The organism is Streptomyces sp. NPDC031497, assembly GCF_055580905.1.
Map to the genome: position 1 here is coordinate 742,242 of NZ_JBVIKO010000001.1, position 15,418 is coordinate 757,659.

Annotated in this window: 16 protein-coding genes and 1 pseudogene; 7 read left to right on the forward strand and 10 right to left on the reverse strand. The window is 71.4% G+C overall.

What is annotated here, in order from left to right; translation table 11 throughout:
• Positions 1-5 precede the first annotated feature (5 nt).
• Positions 6-467: a DUF3093 domain-containing protein gene (locus ACZ5K7_RS03170; RefSeq protein WP_351709995.1), complete on the forward strand. Its 462-nt coding sequence runs from the start codon at positions 6-8 to the stop codon at positions 465-467.
• Between the two features lie 35 nt (positions 468-502).
• Here ACZ5K7_RS03170 and ACZ5K7_RS03175 read toward each other — a convergent pair whose 3' ends face one another.
• The 4 genes from ACZ5K7_RS03175 to ACZ5K7_RS03190 all read right to left on the reverse strand — a co-directional run bounded on the left by ACZ5K7_RS03175 (position 503) and on the right by ACZ5K7_RS03190 (position 4,087).
• A complete protein-coding gene (locus ACZ5K7_RS03175; RefSeq protein ID WP_351709993.1) occupies positions 503-1,456 on the reverse strand; it encodes a hypothetical protein in 954 nt (317 codons plus the stop codon).
• Between the two features lie 13 nt (positions 1,457-1,469).
• On the reverse strand, positions 1,470-1,766 hold the full coding sequence (locus ACZ5K7_RS03180) for a DUF4193 domain-containing protein (RefSeq protein ID WP_003997302.1): 297 nt from the start codon (positions 1,764-1,766) through the stop codon (positions 1,470-1,472).
• A gap of 402 nt (positions 1,767-2,168) precedes the next feature.
• Positions 2,169-3,428 (reverse strand): sensor histidine kinase, encoded by a 1,260-nt coding sequence (locus tag ACZ5K7_RS03185; protein WP_351710217.1) that lies wholly within the window; start codon positions 3,426-3,428, stop codon positions 2,169-2,171.
• Between the two features lie 5 nt (positions 3,429-3,433).
• Positions 3,434-4,087 carry a response regulator transcription factor gene (locus ACZ5K7_RS03190; RefSeq protein ID WP_351709991.1) on the reverse strand — a complete coding sequence of 218 codons (654 nt, stop codon included), beginning with the start codon at positions 4,085-4,087 and terminating at the stop codon, positions 3,434-3,436.
• 417 nt (positions 4,088-4,504) lie between these two features.
• Between ACZ5K7_RS03190 and ACZ5K7_RS03195 the strand changes: the two genes are divergently transcribed.
• On the forward strand, positions 4,505-4,678 hold the full coding sequence (locus ACZ5K7_RS03195) for a hypothetical protein (RefSeq protein WP_351709989.1): 174 nt from the start codon (positions 4,505-4,507) through the stop codon (positions 4,676-4,678).
• A gap of 403 nt (positions 4,679-5,081) precedes the next feature.
• Here ACZ5K7_RS03195 and ACZ5K7_RS03200 read toward each other — a convergent pair whose 3' ends face one another.
• Both ACZ5K7_RS03200 and ACZ5K7_RS03205 read right to left on the reverse strand, forming a co-directional pair.
• The gene (locus ACZ5K7_RS03200; protein ID WP_468909789.1) at positions 5,082-5,897 is read right to left on the reverse strand and encodes an inositol monophosphatase family protein; all 816 of its coding nucleotides are present in this window, start codon (positions 5,895-5,897) and stop codon (positions 5,082-5,084) included.
• Between the two features lie 8 nt (positions 5,898-5,905).
• A complete protein-coding gene (locus ACZ5K7_RS03205) occupies positions 5,906-7,033 on the reverse strand; it encodes a ferrochelatase (protein ID WP_468909792.1) in 1,128 nt (375 codons plus the stop codon).
• Between the two features lie 159 nt (positions 7,034-7,192).
• On the opposite strand from ACZ5K7_RS03205, the gene ACZ5K7_RS03210 reads away from it, so the two are divergent.
• On the forward strand, positions 7,193-8,431 hold the full coding sequence (locus ACZ5K7_RS03210) for an MFS transporter (protein WP_450972393.1): 1,239 nt from the start codon (positions 7,193-7,195) through the stop codon (positions 8,429-8,431).
• Positions 8,391-9,719 (forward strand): D-arabinono-1,4-lactone oxidase, encoded by a 1,329-nt coding sequence (locus ACZ5K7_RS03215; protein WP_351709977.1) that lies wholly within the window; start codon positions 8,391-8,393, stop codon positions 9,717-9,719. Before ACZ5K7_RS03210 ends, ACZ5K7_RS03215 begins: the two co-directional genes overlap by 41 nt.
• Here ACZ5K7_RS03215 and ACZ5K7_RS03220 read toward each other — a convergent pair.
• Positions 9,643-10,431, reverse strand: a complete 789-nt coding sequence (locus tag ACZ5K7_RS03220) for a hypothetical protein (protein ID WP_468909797.1) — start codon at positions 10,429-10,431, stop codon at positions 9,643-9,645. The genes ACZ5K7_RS03215 and ACZ5K7_RS03220 overlap by 77 nt on opposite strands.
• A 471-nt stretch (positions 10,432-10,902) precedes the next feature.
• Between ACZ5K7_RS03220 and sepH the strand changes: the two genes are divergently transcribed.
• On the forward strand, positions 10,903-11,937 hold the full coding sequence (gene sepH, locus ACZ5K7_RS03225) for a septation protein SepH (protein WP_468909799.1): 1,035 nt from the start codon (positions 10,903-10,905) through the stop codon (positions 11,935-11,937).
• A gap of 60 nt (positions 11,938-11,997) precedes the next feature.
• Here sepH and ACZ5K7_RS03230 read toward each other — a convergent pair whose 3' ends face one another.
• Entirely contained in the window at positions 11,998-12,840 is an 843-nt protein-coding gene (locus ACZ5K7_RS03230) for a sulfurtransferase (RefSeq protein WP_468909802.1), read from the reverse strand.
• Between the two features lie 314 nt (positions 12,841-13,154).
• Between ACZ5K7_RS03230 and ACZ5K7_RS03235 the strand changes: the two genes are divergently transcribed.
• On the forward strand, positions 13,155-13,970 hold the full coding sequence (locus ACZ5K7_RS03235) for a VOC family protein (protein WP_468909805.1): 816 nt from the start codon (positions 13,155-13,157) through the stop codon (positions 13,968-13,970).
• Here the strand turns inward: ACZ5K7_RS03235 and ACZ5K7_RS03240 are convergent.
• Positions 13,960-14,130 (reverse strand): annotated as a pseudogene (locus ACZ5K7_RS03240) (thymidine kinase); the annotation flags it as partial. The gene ACZ5K7_RS03235 and the pseudogene ACZ5K7_RS03240 overlap by 11 nt on opposite strands.
• Positions 14,131-14,263: 133 nt before the next feature.
• On the opposite strand from ACZ5K7_RS03240, the gene ACZ5K7_RS03245 reads away from it, so the two are divergent.
• Positions 14,264-14,629 (forward strand): response regulator, encoded by a 366-nt coding sequence (locus tag ACZ5K7_RS03245; protein WP_468909807.1) that lies wholly within the window; start codon positions 14,264-14,266, stop codon positions 14,627-14,629.
• A 40-nt stretch (positions 14,630-14,669) separates the two neighbouring features.
• Here ACZ5K7_RS03245 and ACZ5K7_RS03250 read toward each other — a convergent pair whose 3' ends face one another.
• Complete coding sequence (locus ACZ5K7_RS03250; protein ID WP_351709960.1) at positions 14,670-15,329, reverse strand: response regulator transcription factor; 660 nt, start codon at positions 15,327-15,329, stop codon at positions 14,670-14,672.
• Positions 15,330-15,418 lie beyond the last annotated feature (89 nt).

Sequence of the window (15,418 nt, forward strand, 5' to 3'; positions counted from 1 at the left end):
ACTCCATGCAGCTCTCCGCCACCCCGTACGAAGAACGCCTCACGGCCCCCCGGTCGTGGTGGTTCCTCAGCTTCCTGATCGGCGTCTCGTGCGCCCTGGTCCTGCTTCCCTTCGGCACTCTGCCGACGCTGGGCGGCCTGGTGGGCGGCACGGCGGCGGCAGCGGTGGTGGCCAGTTCGTACGGCTCCCCGCGCATCCGGGTGGTGGGCGACTCGCTGATCGCGGGCGAGGCGAAGATCCCGGTGTCCGCCCTGGGCGCGTCCGAGGTCCTGGACCCGGAGGAGGCGCGCGCCTGGCGCACGTACAAGGCCGACGTCCGCGCCTTCCTCCTGCTGCGTGCCTACATCCCCAGGGCCCTGCGCGTGGAGGTCACGGACCCGGCGGACCCGACGCCGTACCTGTATCTGTCGACGCGCGAGCCGGAAGCTCTGGCGGCGGCGATCGAGGCCGCGAAGAACGCCCGGTAGGCCCGGCAGGTCTCGCCGCGGGCCGCCGGCCGGCGTCAGCCTCCGAGGTCCTCCGGCAGTTCGGCGATCGGCAGCGGCTCCGCCGGCTCCTCCAGCGGCGGCAGCTCGGGCAGTTTCTCCCACGGCACCTGGATCTTTCTCAGGTCCGCCCGGATCCGCGCCGCGAGTTTCTTGGTGTCCCGGCGGTTCATGACCGCGCCCACCGCGGCGCCCACCATGAACGGCATGAGGTTGGGCAGGTCCCGCACCATCCGCTTCATGATCTGCTGACGCAGCTCGCGCTTCATGTGCCCGCCGAGGGCGCCGTTGATCGTCGACGGCTTCATCACGTCGATCCCGCGCTCCCCCGACCAGGAGGACAGATACGCGGTGCTGCGGGCCTTCAGGTTCCCCGGCGGCCGCACGCCGTAGACCTCGTGGAGCTCGGCGATCAGCTTCAGCTCGATCGCCGCGACCCCGGTGATCTCCGCGGCCAGCTCGGTCGGCATCGCCGGCGGCACCGGCAGCATCGCCGCCGCGCCGACCCCGGCCCCGACCGCCGAGGTCGCGCCCGCCGCGCCCGCCACCAGCTTGTCGGCGAGCTGCTCCGGTCCCAGGTCCGGGAACTGCCGGCGCAGGGTCGCGAGGTCGCGTACGGGGACACGAGGGGCGATCTCGATGATCCGGTCCGCGAGGTAGGCCAGCCCCGCTCGCGCCCGGCTGCCGCCCTTGCGGGCGCCTTCCCGGGCCAGATTCACGGCTCTGTCACGGACGACCCCGGCCCTCCCCCACTCTCGAAATCGCTCGAGCGGGGGGACCCCCGTCCTGGCGACGGGTGCGGGCTGGTCCGCCGGCGCCGGGAGGTCACCCCGGTCGGCCGCCGGTTCGAGCGAGGCTCCCGGATCGGATGAGCCTCGCTCGTCGTCACGCGCGCGCGGGCCGTCGGACGGCCCCGAGTCCGCTCCCCGAAGAGAGAAGCGGCGCCTCCGAGGTGGGGTCGAGCCAGTCATGCCCGACCCCTCCTCAGTCGCAGTCGCGGCAGATCGGCTGACCGTTCTTCTCCCGGGCCAGCTGGCTGCGGTGGTGCACCAGGAAGCAGCTCATGCAGGTGAACTCGTCCTGCTGCTTGGGCAGCACCCGGACGGCCAGCTCCTCGTTCGAGAGGTCCGCGCCGGGCAGCTCCAGGCCTTCGGCGGCCTCGAACTCGTCTACGTCCACCGAGGACGTGGACTTGTCGTTCCTCCGAGCCTTCAGCTCTTCAAGGCTGTCCGAGTCCACGTCATCGTCGGTCTTGCGTGGAGTGTCGTAATCGGTTGCCATGGTCGCTCTCCCCCTCTGGGTGTCTGCGGTGTCTCCAGCGCACGTAACGCGTGAGAGGCCGGACTTGTGCCCGACCCGAGGCGGAGATTTTGCCTCACATCAAGGTCTGTTACTCAATCGACACCCAACCGGATCCCCCAAGAGTGATCAGGTTGAATGGCGATGGGGACCGTACACGGTTCTCACGAGGCACCTCAAAGGCGCCTCACCCTGTACTTCCCGTGATCAAGACCCCTGAAAACAGGGATTTTCCCGGCTTTATTCCCCCAGCCATGATCACGGAGAGTATATGGCCGGAAAACCGCCCTTGTGATCGATCACACAAGGGGTACCACGCCACGCCGATAGAAAATTCCGCGCAAAGCGAACATCCTCCGGGTGTGTCGCGATCTTGTAACCGCATCAGATCGGCAGGGTGACCCTCATCACCAGCCCACCGCCCTCACGGGGCTGGGCCGCGATATGGCCGCCGTGCGCCCGGGCCACGGACCGGACGATGGACAGACCGAGGCCGACGCCCTTGTCGCTGCCCGTGCGCTCGGTCCGAAGCCGCCTGAAGGGCTCGAACAGGTTGTCGATCTCGTACGCCGGCACCACCGGGCCGGTGTTCGAGACGGACAGTACCGCCTGGCCGTGCTGGATGTCGGTGTCGACCTCGACCCAGCCGTCCTCGGGCACGTTGTAGCGCACCGCGTTCTGCACCAGGTTCAGCGCGATCCGCTCCAGCAGGACGCCGTTGCCCTGCACGACCGCCGGCTTCCGCACGCCCCGGATGGTCACACCCTTGGCCTCCGCCTCGGCATGCACCTGGTCGACGGCCTGGGTGGCCACCTCGGCCAGGTCGACCGGTTTGCGCTCGACGATCTGGTTGTCGCTGCGGGCGAGCAGCAGCAGGCCCTCCACGAGCTGCTCGCTGCGTTCGTTGGTGGCCAGCAGGGTCTTGCCGAGCTGTTGCAGCTCCACGGGCGCACCCGGGTCCGAGAGGTGCACCTCCAGGAGCGTGCGGTTGATCGCCAGGGGCGTGCGCAGCTCGTGGGAGGCGTTGCCGACGAAGCGCTGCTGGGCGGTGAAGGCCCGTTGCAGCCGCTCCAGCATGTCGTCGAAGGTGTCCGCGAGCTCCTTGAGCTCGTCGTCCGGGCCGTCCAGCTCGATCCGGCGGGACAGGTCCGAGCCGGCCACCGCACGGGCGGTGCGGGTGATCCGGCCGAGCGGGGACAGCACCCGTCCGGCCATCGCGTAGCCGAACGCGAAGGCGATCACGGCCAGGCCCAGCAGGGCCAGCAGCGAACGGCTCAGCAGGTCGTCCAGGGCCGCCTGGCGCTGGTGGTCCACGCACTGGGCGATCGCGTTGTTGAATTCCTGCAGCGTCACCTGGCCCGTGGTGCTGGCCATGTTGACCGCGGGGCAGTTGTCGCTGGAGACCTGGAGCGCCGAGTATTTGACGATCTTGTACAACGGCTGGTTGCCGGTGCTGATCGCCTGCGCGGCCAGCAGGTAGATGATCGAGAGCAGCAGGATGCCGGCGATCAGGAACATGCCGCCGTACAGCAGCGTGAGCCGTATGCGGATGGTCGGGCGCAGCCACGGGAAGACGGGCTGTGGTCTCCGGGGGTCCCAGGTGGGCTTGGGGGGTGCCTGCGGAGGTGCGGGAGTGGCGGCCACGGTCATCAGATCCGGTAACCCGAGCCGGGGACGGTGACGATCACCGCGGGCTCGCCCAGCTTGCGGCGCAGCGTCATCACGGTCACCCGCACGACGTTGGTGAACGGGTCCGTGTTCTCGTCCCATGCCTTCTCCAGGAGCTGCTCGGCGCTGACCACCGCGCCCTCGCTGCGCATCAGCACCTCCAGGACCGCGAACTCCTTGGGCGCGAGCTGGACCTCCTTGCCGTCGCGGAAGACCTCGCGGCGGTTCGGGTCGAGCTTGATGCCGGCGCGCTCCAGGACCGGGGGCAGCGGCACGCTGGTACGGCGGCCGAGGGCGCGCACGCGTGCGATCAGCTCGCTGAACGCGAAGGGCTTGGGAAGGTAGTCGTCGGCGCCGATCTCCAGGCCCTCCACGCGGTCGCTGACGTCGCCGGACGCGGTGAGCATCAGTACGCGCGTGGGCATGCCGAGCTCGACGACCCTGCGGCAGACGTCGTCGCCGTGCACGAGGGGGAGGTCGCGGTCGAGGACGACCACGTCGTAGTCGTTGACGCCGATGCGTTCCAGGGCGGCCGCACCGTCGTACACGACGTCGACGGCCATGGCCTCCCGGCGCAGTCCGGTGGCCACCGCATCGGCGAGCAGTTGCTCGTCCTCGACGACGAGTACGCGCACGTCGCTTGTCCTTCCGCTGTCCACCCGCGTAGCGCGCACCGGCGCACGTGGGCAGGGGTCTCCATGGGGTGTGTGGCCTCCATCCTGCCCTTTTCGGCCATAAGTCGGCAGTAAGACGGGGGCTGGGGCAGCAGGATCGGCGGCGTCGGGCGGGAATGCGAGATTTTCTCTTCCGGTTGAGGTTTCCACGGAAGGGAGCGGGGGGAGGACGGCATGTACACCCCGCGATCACGCTCTGCATGTGCCGCAGCACCATGCGGTACGTACGTCGCCGCTACAGCAGAGTGGACGATGGGGGTGTCCGGCACCGTCGCCGCCCAGCAGGGCAGCGCTGGGCACCCGCGAGAGACGTGATCGCCCCTTCCAACGGCACACCCCCGTGCCACCGACCCACGACCCAGGACGAGGGGGCGCAGCATGGACGCATTCACCACAGGACTTCTGCAGCGCATAAAGGCGACCGAGTCCGACATCACCCGGGCTCGTGACGAGGGCGACGACTTCCTCGTCGAAGTGGAACAGGCCGAGCTCGACGACCTGCGCCGCCTCGCCGCCGAACACGGCGTGGAAGTCGGCATGACCAGCGTCTGACAGTCCCGCAGCAGCAGCTCACCGGCACAGGAGCAGGGCCCCGGCGAATCCAGCGCCGGGGCCCTGCTCATACCTTGCCCCTACCCGCCGCAACAACGTTCGATTCCCCTCCAGACCAAGAGAACCCAGGCCCCCTACCCGCACACCCCTCCCAACAGCCCCTCCCGCCCCATCCCAAGCCTGCCCGCGGACCCCTGCCGACCCCCACCCCCAAACCCGCCGGCGTCCCCTTCCGACCCCCGGCCCAAGCCTGCCCGCGGCCCCCTCCCGACCCCGGCCCAGGCCGCCCGCGGACCGCTCCTGGCCCCCCAGCCACCGCCGCGCCGCTCACCGCCGCAACGGTGCTCGGCCGCGACGGCGGTTCCGGTGGTGCCGTACCCCCCTCGGCCCGAACGTCCGGGGCTCAGTCGTGCCAGGCTCCGAAGTCGTCCAGCAGGTGCTGGAGCGGCTCGAAGACGCCCGGGGTGGCCGCGACCGTCAGGGCGCGGGACGGGGGTTCTCCGGGGCGGCCGCCCGTGAGCGCGCCGGCCTCTCTCGCGATCAGGTCGCCCGCGCCCCAGTCCCACGCGTTCAGCCCGCGCTCGTAGTACCCGTCCAGCCGGCCGCAGGCCACATCGCACAGGTCGATCGCCGCCGACCCGCTCCGGCGTACGTCGCGGAGCAGCGGGATCAGCCGGGCGGCGACCTCGGCCTGGTGCGTGCGGACGTCCGTCACGTAGTTGAAGCCGGTCGACACCAGCGCCTGCTCCAGCGGCGCGGCAGCGCGGCAGGTCAGCCGCCGCTCCCCCGCCCAGGCCCCGGTCGCCCAGGCTCCGCCGCCCCGTACCGCGTGGTACGTCTCGCCGCGCATCGGCGCCGCCACGACCCCGGCCACGGTCTCGCCGTCCCGCTCGGCCGCGATGGAGACCGCCCAGGTCGGCAGCCCGTACAGGTAGTTGACCGTGCCGTCGAGGGGGTCGATCACCCAGCGGATCCCGCTCGTGCCCTCCGTCGACGCGCCCTCCTCCCCGAGGAAGCCGTCGTCGGGGCGGTGTCCGGAGATCAGGTCGGTGATCAGCTTCTCCGCCGCGATGTCCATCTCGGTCACGACGTCGATCGGGCTGGACTTGGTCCGGGCCACGGCGAGGTCGGCCGGGCGGCCGTCCCGCAGCAGCTCCCCCGCGCGGGCGGCCGCCTCCCGGGCGAGCTCGAGCAGGTCGGTGTGCAGGGCGTCGATCACGGGGCTCCTCACGCGTACGGGCTGTCGGCGCCGGCCGCGGCCGGCCGGGGGGCACGGGCCGGGCAGCAGCCGACCGGGCACAGGTTGTGGCTCGCGCCCAGCGCGCCCAGCGCGCACGGCGTGACCTCCCGCCCGCTCTCCACGGCCGCGCGCTCCAGGACCAGCTCGCGGATCGCGGCGGCGAACCGCGGGTCGTCCCCGACGGTCGCGGACCGTCGTACCGGCAGGCCCAGCTCCCCGGCCTTGGCCGTGGCCTCCGTGTCGAGGTCGTAGAGGACCTCCATGTGGTCGGAGACGAAGCCGATGGGGGCCATGACGACGGCCGGGACCCCCGCGCCGTGCAGCGCCTCCAGGTGGTCGCAGATGTCGGGCTCCAGCCACGGGATGTGCGGGGCTCCGGAGCGGGACTGGTAGACGAGCCGCCAGGGGTGGTCGACGCCGGTGCGCTCGCGGACCGCGTCGGCGATCAGCTGGGCCACGTCCAGGTGCTCCTCGACGTACGCGCCGCCCTCGCCGTGCGTCTCGACCGGACCCGAGGTGTCGGCGCTCGCGGTCGGGATGGAGTGGGTGGTGAAGGCGATGTGGGCGCCCGCACGAACGTCCTCGGGGAGGTCGGCGAGGGACTGGAGCACCCCGTCGGTCATCGGGTCGAGGAAGCCGGGGTGGTTGAAGTAGTGCCGCAGCTTGTCGATCCTCGGGAGTTCGAGGCCCTCGGCCGCCAGCTCGGCCAGCGAGTCGGCGAGGTTCTCGCGGTACTGGCGGCAGCCCGAGTAGGAGGCGTAGGCGCTGGTGGCGAGCACCAGGATGCGGCGGCGGCCGTCGGCGACCATCTCGCGCAGGGTGTCCGTCAGGTACGGCGCCCAGTTGCGGTTGCCCCAGTAGATCGGCAGGTCCAGGCCGTGCTCGGCGAAGTCCTTGCGCAGGGCGTCCAGCAGGGCGCGGTTCTGGTCGTTGATCGGGCTGACCCCGCCGAACAGGAAGTAGTGCTGCCCGACTTCCTTGAGACGTTCCTTCGGGATACCGCGCCCGCGTGTCACGTTCTCCAGGAACGGGACCACGTCGTCGGGGCCTTCCGGGCCGCCGAAGGAGAGCAGGAGCAGGGCGTCGTAGGGGGTGGCATCGAGCGCGTCTGACATGTGCCGATCCTGCCACCCGGCGCTGACAGCCCGGAAACAGGAGCGTGAAGAGTCGGATTCGGGAGGTTTATCCCCAGTGCCCAGCAGGTGCGTCCGGGTGACCGCACTCGTAAGCTGTACCAGCCGCAGTCACGCCTTACCCAGCCGTCGGAGATCCCCGTGCCCAGCCCCTATCGCGCCCTGTTCGCCGCCCCCGGCAGCAAGGGCTTCTCCGCCGCGGGCTTCGTCGGCCGGATGCCGCTGTCCATGATGGGCATCGGCGTGGTCACGATGATCTCCCAGCTCACCGGGCGGTACGGCCTCGCGGGCGCGCTCTCGGCCACCATCGCGCTCTCCGCCGCGGCGATCGGGCCGCAGGTGTCCCGGCTGGTCGACCAGCACGGCCAGCGCCGCGTCCTGCGTCCCGCGACCCTGCTCGCGCTCGCCGCGGCGGCCGGGCTGCTGTTCGCCGCGCACTACGGGTGGCCGGACTGGGTGCTGTTCGTCTGCGCCGCCGGGATCGGCGCGGTGCCGAGCCTGGGCGCGATGATCCGGGCCCGCTGGGCCGCCGTCTACCGGGGCACCCCGCAGCTGCACACCGCCTACTCGTTCGAGTCCGTCGTCGACGAGGTCTGCTTCATCTTCGGGCCGATCATCTCCATCGGCCTGTCCACCGCCTGGTTCCCGGAGGCGGGGCCGCTGCTGGCCGGCTGCTTCCTGGCCGCCGGCGTCTTCTGGCTGACCGCCCAGCGGGCCACCGAGCCCGCGCCGCACCCGCGCGAGCACCACGCCCGCGGTTCGGCGCTGCGGGCGCCCGGCCTCCAGGTACTGGTGGCGACCTTCGTGGCCACCGGGGCGATCTTCGGGGCGGTCGACGTGGTCACCGTCGCCTTCGCCGACGAACGCGGCCACAAGGGCGCCGCGAGCGTGGTCCTGGCCCTGTACGCGGCGGGCTCCTGTCTGGCCGGGGTGGTCTTCGGCCTGATGCGCTTCGCGGGGAAGCCGGAACGCAGGTGGCTGCTGGGCATATGTGCGATGGCCGTGAGTATGATCCCCCTCCTACTGGTCGGAAACTTGCCGCTTCTGGCCGTGGCGCTGTTCGTTGCGGGCCTGTCCATCGCACCAACGATGATCACGGCGATGTCCCTCATCGAAAAGCACGTACCTCGCGCGAAGCTCACCGAGGGCATGACCTGGGTGAGCACCGGCCTCGCGGTCGGGGTGGCGCTCGGCTCCTCGGTCGCCGGCTGGGTGATCGACGCGGCCGGTGCCCGCGCCGGGTACGGGGTTCCGGCCGTGTCCGGGGCCGTCGCGGTCGCGGTCGGTTTCCTCGGGTACCGCCGGCTCAACAGGCCGGTCACGGGTCGGGGAGGCACCGTTGAGCAGTACAGCGAGCGGGAAGAACGGCGCGTGGCGTAACTGGGGAGGGAATGTCACCGTCCGCCCCGCGCGGGAGGTCATGCCGGCCTCCGTGGACGAGCTGGCGGCGGCGGTGCGGCGGGCGGCGGAGGACGGCCTGAAGGTGAAGGCGGTCGGCAGCGGCCACTCCTTCACGTCGATCGCCGCGACCGACGGCGTCTCGATCCGCCCTCAACTGCTGACCGGGATCCGCGACATCGACCGTAAGGCCATGACCGTCACGGTCGAGGCGGGCACCCCGCTCAAGAGACTCAACATGGCCCTGGCCCGCGAGGGCCTGTCGCTGACCAACATGGGCGACATCATGGAGCAGACGGTCTCCGGGGCCACCAGCACCGGCACCCACGGCACGGGCCGCGAGTCCGCCTCGCTCGCCGCCCAGATCCGGGAACTCGAACTGGTCACCGCCGACGGCTCGGTGCTCACCTGCTCCGAGAACGGGACCGAGGAAGAGCGCGCGATCTTCGCGGCTGCGCGGATCGGCCTCGGCGCGCTCGGGATCGTCACCGCGATCACGTTCGCCGTGGAGCCGCTCTTCCTGCTCACCGCGCGGGAGGAACCGATGCCCCTGGACCGGGTCCTCGCCGAGTTCGACCAGCACTGGACCGAGAACGAGCACTTCGAGTTCTACTGGTTCCCGCACACCGGCAACACCAACACCAAGCGCAACAACCGCAGCGCGGGTCCGCCGCAGCCGGTGGGGCAGCTGGCCGGCTGGTTCGAGGACGAGTTCCTCTCCAACGGCCTCTTCCACGGCGTGCAGTTGCTCGGCCGCGCGGTGCCCGCCGTCGTACCGACGGCCGCCCGGATCTCCAGCCGGGCACTGTCCGCGCGGTCGTACACGGACATTCCCTACAAGGTCTTCACATCCCCGCGCCGGGTCCGCTTCGTGGAGATGGAGTACGCCGTGCCGCGCGAGGCGTTGGTGGACACGCTGCGGGAACTGAAGGCGATGGTCGACCGTTCCGGTCTCAGGATCAACTTCCCGGTCGAGGTCCGCACCGCCCCGGCCGACGACATCGCCCTGTCCACCGCCTCCGCCCGGGACAGCGCCTACGTCGCCGTGCACATGTTCCGGGGCACGCCGTACCAGGCGTACTTCACCGCCGCCGAGCGCATCTTCACCGCGCACGAGGGCCGCCCGCACTGGGGCAAGGTGCACACCCGGGACGCGGAGTACTTCGCGAAGGCCTACCCGCGCTTCGGCGAGTTCACCGCGCTGCGGGACCGGCTCGATCCGGATCGGCTGTTCCAGAACGACTACTTGCGGAGGGTTCTGGGTCAGTAGCCGAGGACCCGGCGGGCGAGGGTGCCGTACCCGGCTCCCCGCCGGCGGACTCGCTCGGGGACGGGGCCGGCGTCGTGGCCCCCTCGCTCGCGGGCGTCCGGGACGCGTCCGAGGAGGACGACGGCGACGGGGCCGGCGAAGTGGCCGTACCGTCACCGGACTTCGGGTCGGGGGAGCCCGACGGGTCCGAGGAGTCCCGGGGATCCGAGGGGTCCGGCGACTTCGAGGACGTGGTGTCGCCGGTGACGGCGCCGCTGACCGTCGTACCGGAGCCGCCGCTGAAGCTGCTGCCGGAGAGCAGTTCGTAGGTCGTGATGCCGGCCATGGTCACCGCGAACACCAGGGCCGCCGCCGCCACCGGGCGCCGCCAGGTGCGCACCCGGGCGCGGTAGACGGTGCCCTCGGTGAACTCGCCGGGCGCCGGGGGCGCTTGCTCGCGGGGCGGGGTGGTCACCGTCGCGACGCGCAGCTGCTCTCCGGTGCGCTTGAAGAAGTGCTGGAACAACGAGCCGCCGCAGGTGGCGACCACGCTGACGACTCCGGCACCGAGGATCGTGCCGTACACCCCGGCATAGGAGGCGAGTTTGGCGGCCACCACCGCCGCCACCGCGCCGCCCGCGACCTGGGGCACGCTGAGATCGATCCGCTTCGAACTTCCCTTCACCTCCTCCCCCGCACTGGTCTGGTCACCGGAACCGGGCCTTTCACGCATTCCCGAACCTTGCCTGCCCTTCCCATACTTGTTCGATCGACTGCATGAGAAAGGGACGTACGGACGAAACCATTAGTTCCGTTTCTGCGGATTGCGTGAAGTACGCCACGTTCAAGATCCCCCGAAGTGGGCAACCGACGGCCGGAGAGGGGTCGTTGCCAGAAGTTGGGCGGCGCGCCAATCCACGCACGTGGCCCGAATGGAGTACTGTTGCGAGCCCTGGATCCGGTCTCCCGCCAGGGCGTCCGGGGCCTTGCAGGACCGCCGGGAGGGGGCTAGTTGCACAGGGTGACGGTTTTGGTCACTTAGCGTTGCGAATAGGTAACCGTGCCATAACGGCGGTGCAGGGCCTGTGCCCGACACGCCGGGCAACTCGGCAAGGTTGTGGCAGGCTGCACCCGGGCAGGCCACACTCGACTAGCGGAAGCAGCGACGCACGTGACGTCGGCAGGCACCACCCGGGAGGTCCCCATGCCCGAACTGCGTGTCGTGGCCGTCTCCAATGACGGCACACGGCTGGTGCTCAAGGCTGCCGACTCTACGGAGTACACGCTTCCGATCGACGAACGGCTCCGTGCCGCCGTACGCGGCGACCGGCCCCGGCTCGGCCAGATCGAGATCGAGGTCGAGAGCCATCTCCGGCCCCGAGACATCCAGGCGCGGATACGAGCGGGCGCGACCGCGGAAGAGGTCGCCCAACTCGCCGGGATCCCCGTCGACCGGGTGCGGCGCTTCGAGGGTCCGGTACTGGCCGAGCGCGCCTTCATGGCCGAACGGGCCCGCAAGACGCCGGTCCGCCGGCCCGGCGAGAACTCCGGGCCGCTGCTCGGCGAGGCGGTCCAGGAGCGGCTGGTGCTGCGCGGTGCCGACAAGGACACCGTGCAGTGGGACTCCTGGCGGCGCGACGACGGCACCTGGGAAGTCCTCCTCGTCTACCGGGTCGCGAGCGAACCGCACTCGGCGAGCTGGACCTACGACCCGCCCCGGCGGCTGGTCCAGGCCGTCGACGACGAGGCGCGCTCGCTGATCGGCGAGTCCGACGACCTCGCCGTACCGGAGCCCAGCTTTCCGTTCGTGCCGCGGATCGCACGGCTGCCGCGCGACCGCCCGATGGACCGTTCCGGCGACCGGGACCGGCCGAGCCTGCCCGCGCAGTCGTCCGAACCCGTCGAGGAGACGGCCGGCGAGCGGGACTCGCTGACCAGCCTGCTGGAGGCGGTGCCGAGCTTCCGGGGCGACATGGTGGTCCCGGAGCGCCCCGCGGAGGTCGTCCCGGAGGAGCCCGCCCCGGAACCGGCGACGGAGGAGCCCCCGGCCCCCGCGGCCTCGGCCGGCTCCGCCTACGCGGACGTCCTCATGCCCCGCTCCGTCGGCAGCCACCGCGACCGGCTGGTCGGCGCCACCGACCGCCAGGCCGAGGCGGACGGCGTCCGCCCGGGCCGCCGGGCCGCCGTGCCGAGCTGGGACGAGATCGTCTTCGGGACGCGGCGCAAGAAGCAGGAGTAGCAGGAGTCGTACGGTCCTGCGAAGAGGGGGCACGCGTGCGTGCCCCCTCTTGCCCCTGCCCTACTGCGGGTCGGGGCCGACCGCGACCGGACGCGACGGGTCAGCTGACCACTCCGACCAGGAACCGACGTACAGCGCCGCCGGAATGCCCGCCACGGCCAGCGCCAGCACCTCGTGGGCGGCCGAGACACCCGAGCCGCAGTAGACGCCCACCGGGGCCGCTCCGGAGGCGCCCAGAGCCTTGAAACGGTCACTCAGCTCCCCGGCGGACCGGAAACGGCCGTCCGGACCGACGTTCTCGGTGGTCGGCGCGGAGACGGCGCCCGGGATGTGACCGCCGATCCGGTCGATCGGCTCCACCTCACCCCGGTACCGCTCCCCCGCGCGGGCGTCGAGCAGCACACCCGCGCGGGCCAGCGCGGCCGCCCCGTCCGCGTCGAGCAACTCCAGCGCGCCGGGCGCCGGTTCGAAGTCACCCTCGGCCGGCTCGGCCGCGTCAGCCGAAAGAGCGCCTTCCCAGGACGGCAACCCACCGTCCAGGACCCGCACATCCGGGTGACCCGTCCAGCGCAGCAGCCACCACGCGCGCGCCGCCGCCCAGCCGGGTCCGCCGTCGTACACGACCACCGGCCGGTCCGCCGACACCCCCGCACGGCGCATCGCCGCCCCGAAGACGGCCAGGTCGGGCAGCGGATGGCGGCCGCGGCCGGCGGGCGCGGCGGCCAGCTCCGTGTCCAGGTCCACGTAGCCGGCGCCCGGCAGGTGCCCTGCGGCGTACTCGGCCCGGCCGTCGAAGGGCGCGCCGCCCGGAGTGGTCAGCTGCCAACGCACGTCCAGCAGCACGGGCGGGTTCGGCCCGGTCAGTTCGTCGGCGAGTTCGGTTGCGGTGATGATGGCTTCCATGGCCCCATCCTTACGCCAGGGGTGGCCGCATCGTCCAGGTACGACTACTCTGCTCGGCCGGACAGGCTCGATCACCGGGCGTGCGGGATCGGGCACATGCTGTACGGCTGATGGACACCCGACGGCAATCGACCGGAAACGGGCGAGAAACGGCAGATCAGGCATCCTCGCGGCGAAGGCCGCCGCCACGGCCTGGGCACTGGGCACCACGGAGGGTGCGAGCACCGGCACGGGGCGTGCTCACGGCTGTGGCACAGCCGGTCCGGAGAGCGGAAGCGACACGGCCACCGCGAGGGGCCGAGGAGAGAGTGACGATGACCGAGGTACGGGGATCGGCCGGCCCGAACGGCGGTACACACGCTCGGCGCGCGCCCGGCACCCCCTGCTGGGTGAGTCTCATGGTGCACGGCTTGACCGCGACCGAGGAGTTCTACGAGGCCCTGTTCGGCTGGGAGTTCCAGCCCGGTCCGCAGCAGCTCGGCCCCTATGCCCGGGCGCTGCTGGACGGGGAGGAGGTCGCGGGCATCGGGCAGCTGCCGCCGGACCGCCGGCTGCCGATCGCCTGGACGCCGTACTTCGCCTCCGAGGACGTGGATCTGACGGCCGAGACGGCCCGGCTGTGCGGCGGCACGGTGGGCGTCGGTCCGCTGGACGCGGCCGAGGCCGGGCGGATGGCCATCGGCTCCGACCCCTCCGGCGCCGTGTTCGGCATCTGGCAGGCCTCCGCCCACCTCGGCACGGCCGTCACCGGTGTCCCCGGCACACCCGCCTGGAACGAGCTGCTCACCTTCGAGACCGCGAGCGTCGCCAAGTTCTACGAGACGGTGTTCGGCTACGCGGAGGAGCCGGTGGTCTCCGCCGACTTCGACTACGTGACCCTGCACGTCGAGGGCCGTCCGGTGGCAGGCATCCACGGGGTCGGACTCTCACTGCCCCGGGACCGGGGGCCGCACTGGCTGACGTACTTCGAGGTGGCCGACGCGGACGCGACCCTGCGCGAGGTCGCCGAGCTGGGTGGACAGGTGCTGAAGCCGGCCCGGGACAGCGCACACGGCCGGGTCGCCACCGTGGCCGACCCGGAGGGCGCGGTCTTCTCGGTGATCCAGAGCCCGCGCCGAGTCAGGTCGTGACGGGCAGGACGTCCGGCGAGAGGACCGCCGCATGGGCCGACTCGGCGGTCGTCCGGCGCCGGTGGTGGCGGCGCAGCACCTCGTAACCGACCTCCCCGGCCGACCCGTTGACATCACCCACGACCACCTGGGCGCCCTGGACGACCATTTCGCCGCCTCTCCCGTTCGCCGCAGGTCCGACACGCAGGCCACGAGCGGGGACGCGGACGCGGAGATCCCCGTGCATGAGTGATACACAAACCGTAGGGCTCCCCCTATGGCCCAGCCGCAAGACCCTTGGGCATGCTGAGATCATGTGTATCAACATCGTCATCGTGGATGACGACCCCGGATTCCGCCGCATCGCCACGATGCTGCTGACGGCGCGGGGCCTGCGTGTCGTGGCGGAGTCCCGGGACGGCGCCGCGGCCTTGGCCGCGGTGCGGGCACACCGTCCCGACGGACTGCTGCTCGATCTGCACCTGCCCGACCTGGACGGCCTGAGTGTCGCCCGTCAGCTGGCCGAGGAGGAGAACCCGCCGCGGATCGTGCTGACCTCCACCGACAAGTCGCTCTGGTCGCGGGAGGAACTGCAGAGAGCGGGAATCGAGTCCTTCGTCGCCAAGGACAACCTGTTCGACGCGGACCTGCTGAGCCTGTTCGCCCCCGCCGGGTCCTGACGGCGCCCCGGGGCGTGGCCTTTCGCTCCCGACCGCCCCGCTACTGCCCGAGGTAGCGCAGCACCGCAAGTACCCGCCGGTGCTGCCCGGTGGCCGTCTGGCTGAGCCCCAGCTTCATGAAGATGCCGGTCACGTGCCGTTCCACGGCGGCGACGCTCACGAAGAGCTTCTCGGAGATCCCGGTGTTGGAATGGCCCTCGGCCATCAGGGCCAGAACCTCCCGCTCCTTCGGCGTCAGCGCCGCCAGCGGGTCTTCCGGGCGCTTGCGTCCCAGCAGCGCCGATATCACGTCCGGGTCGAGGGCCGAGTCGCGGGCCACGACCCGCTCGACGGCGTCGATGAGGATCTGGGGGCTGGCCACCTTCTCCTTGAGGAGGTAGCCGACCCCGCTCGGATCGTCCCCGACCAGATCGAGCGCGTAGGAGGAGTCGAGGAACTGGGACAGCACGATGACGGCCGTTTCCGGCCGCGCCGCGCGGATCTTCTGCACGGCAACCAGGCCGTCCGCCTCCAGGGCCGGCGGCATCCGGATGTCGGTGATCACCACGTCGGGCCGATGCGCCTCGGCGGCGCGGACGAGATCCACCGCGTTGTCGACGGAAGCGACCACGTCGATGCCCGCATGGCGCAGGATCGTTGCGATGCCCTCGCGCACGATCGGCTGGTCTTCTCCGAGCACCGCCCGCAGTGGTTGGCTCATGGCTGAATCCTAGCCCGAGTCGAGCCGCGCATACATGACAAGAATGGGAGGTGGGGCGGTACTCGGACTCGTGTCCCGTTCCGCGCGGA

What these genes read in the sequence shown, in the direction of transcription:
- ACZ5K7_RS03170 (WP_351709995.1), top strand. Translation starts at nt 6, where the DNA reads ATGCAGCTCTCCGCCACCCCGTACGAAGAACGCCTCACGGCCCCCCGG.
- ACZ5K7_RS03175 (WP_351709993.1), bottom strand. Translation starts at nt 1,456, where the DNA reads ATGACTGGCTCGACCCCACCTCGGAGGCGCCGCTTCTCTCTTCGGGGA.
- ACZ5K7_RS03180 (WP_003997302.1), bottom strand. Translation starts at nt 1,766, where the DNA reads ATGGCAACCGATTACGACACTCCACGCAAGACCGACGATGACGTGGAC.
- ACZ5K7_RS03195 (WP_351709989.1), top strand. Translation starts at nt 4,505, where the DNA reads ATGGACGCATTCACCACAGGACTTCTGCAGCGCATAAAGGCGACCGAG.
- ACZ5K7_RS03205 (WP_468909792.1), bottom strand. Translation starts at nt 7,033, where the DNA reads ATGTCAGACGCGCTCGATGCCACCCCCTACGACGCCCTGCTCCTGCTC.
- ACZ5K7_RS03220 (WP_468909797.1), bottom strand. Translation starts at nt 10,431, where the DNA reads ATGCGTGAAAGGCCCGGTTCCGGTGACCAGACCAGTGCGGGGGAGGAG.
- sepH (WP_468909799.1), top strand. Translation starts at nt 10,903, where the DNA reads ATGCCCGAACTGCGTGTCGTGGCCGTCTCCAATGACGGCACACGGCTG.
- ACZ5K7_RS03230 (WP_468909802.1), bottom strand. Translation starts at nt 12,840, where the DNA reads ATGGAAGCCATCATCACCGCAACCGAACTCGCCGACGAACTGACCGGG.
- ACZ5K7_RS03235 (WP_468909805.1), top strand. Translation starts at nt 13,155, where the DNA reads ATGACCGAGGTACGGGGATCGGCCGGCCCGAACGGCGGTACACACGCT.
- ACZ5K7_RS03245 (WP_468909807.1), top strand. Translation starts at nt 14,264, where the DNA reads ATGTGTATCAACATCGTCATCGTGGATGACGACCCCGGATTCCGCCGC.
- ACZ5K7_RS03250 (WP_351709960.1), bottom strand. Translation starts at nt 15,329, where the DNA reads ATGAGCCAACCACTGCGGGCGGTGCTCGGAGAAGACCAGCCGATCGTG.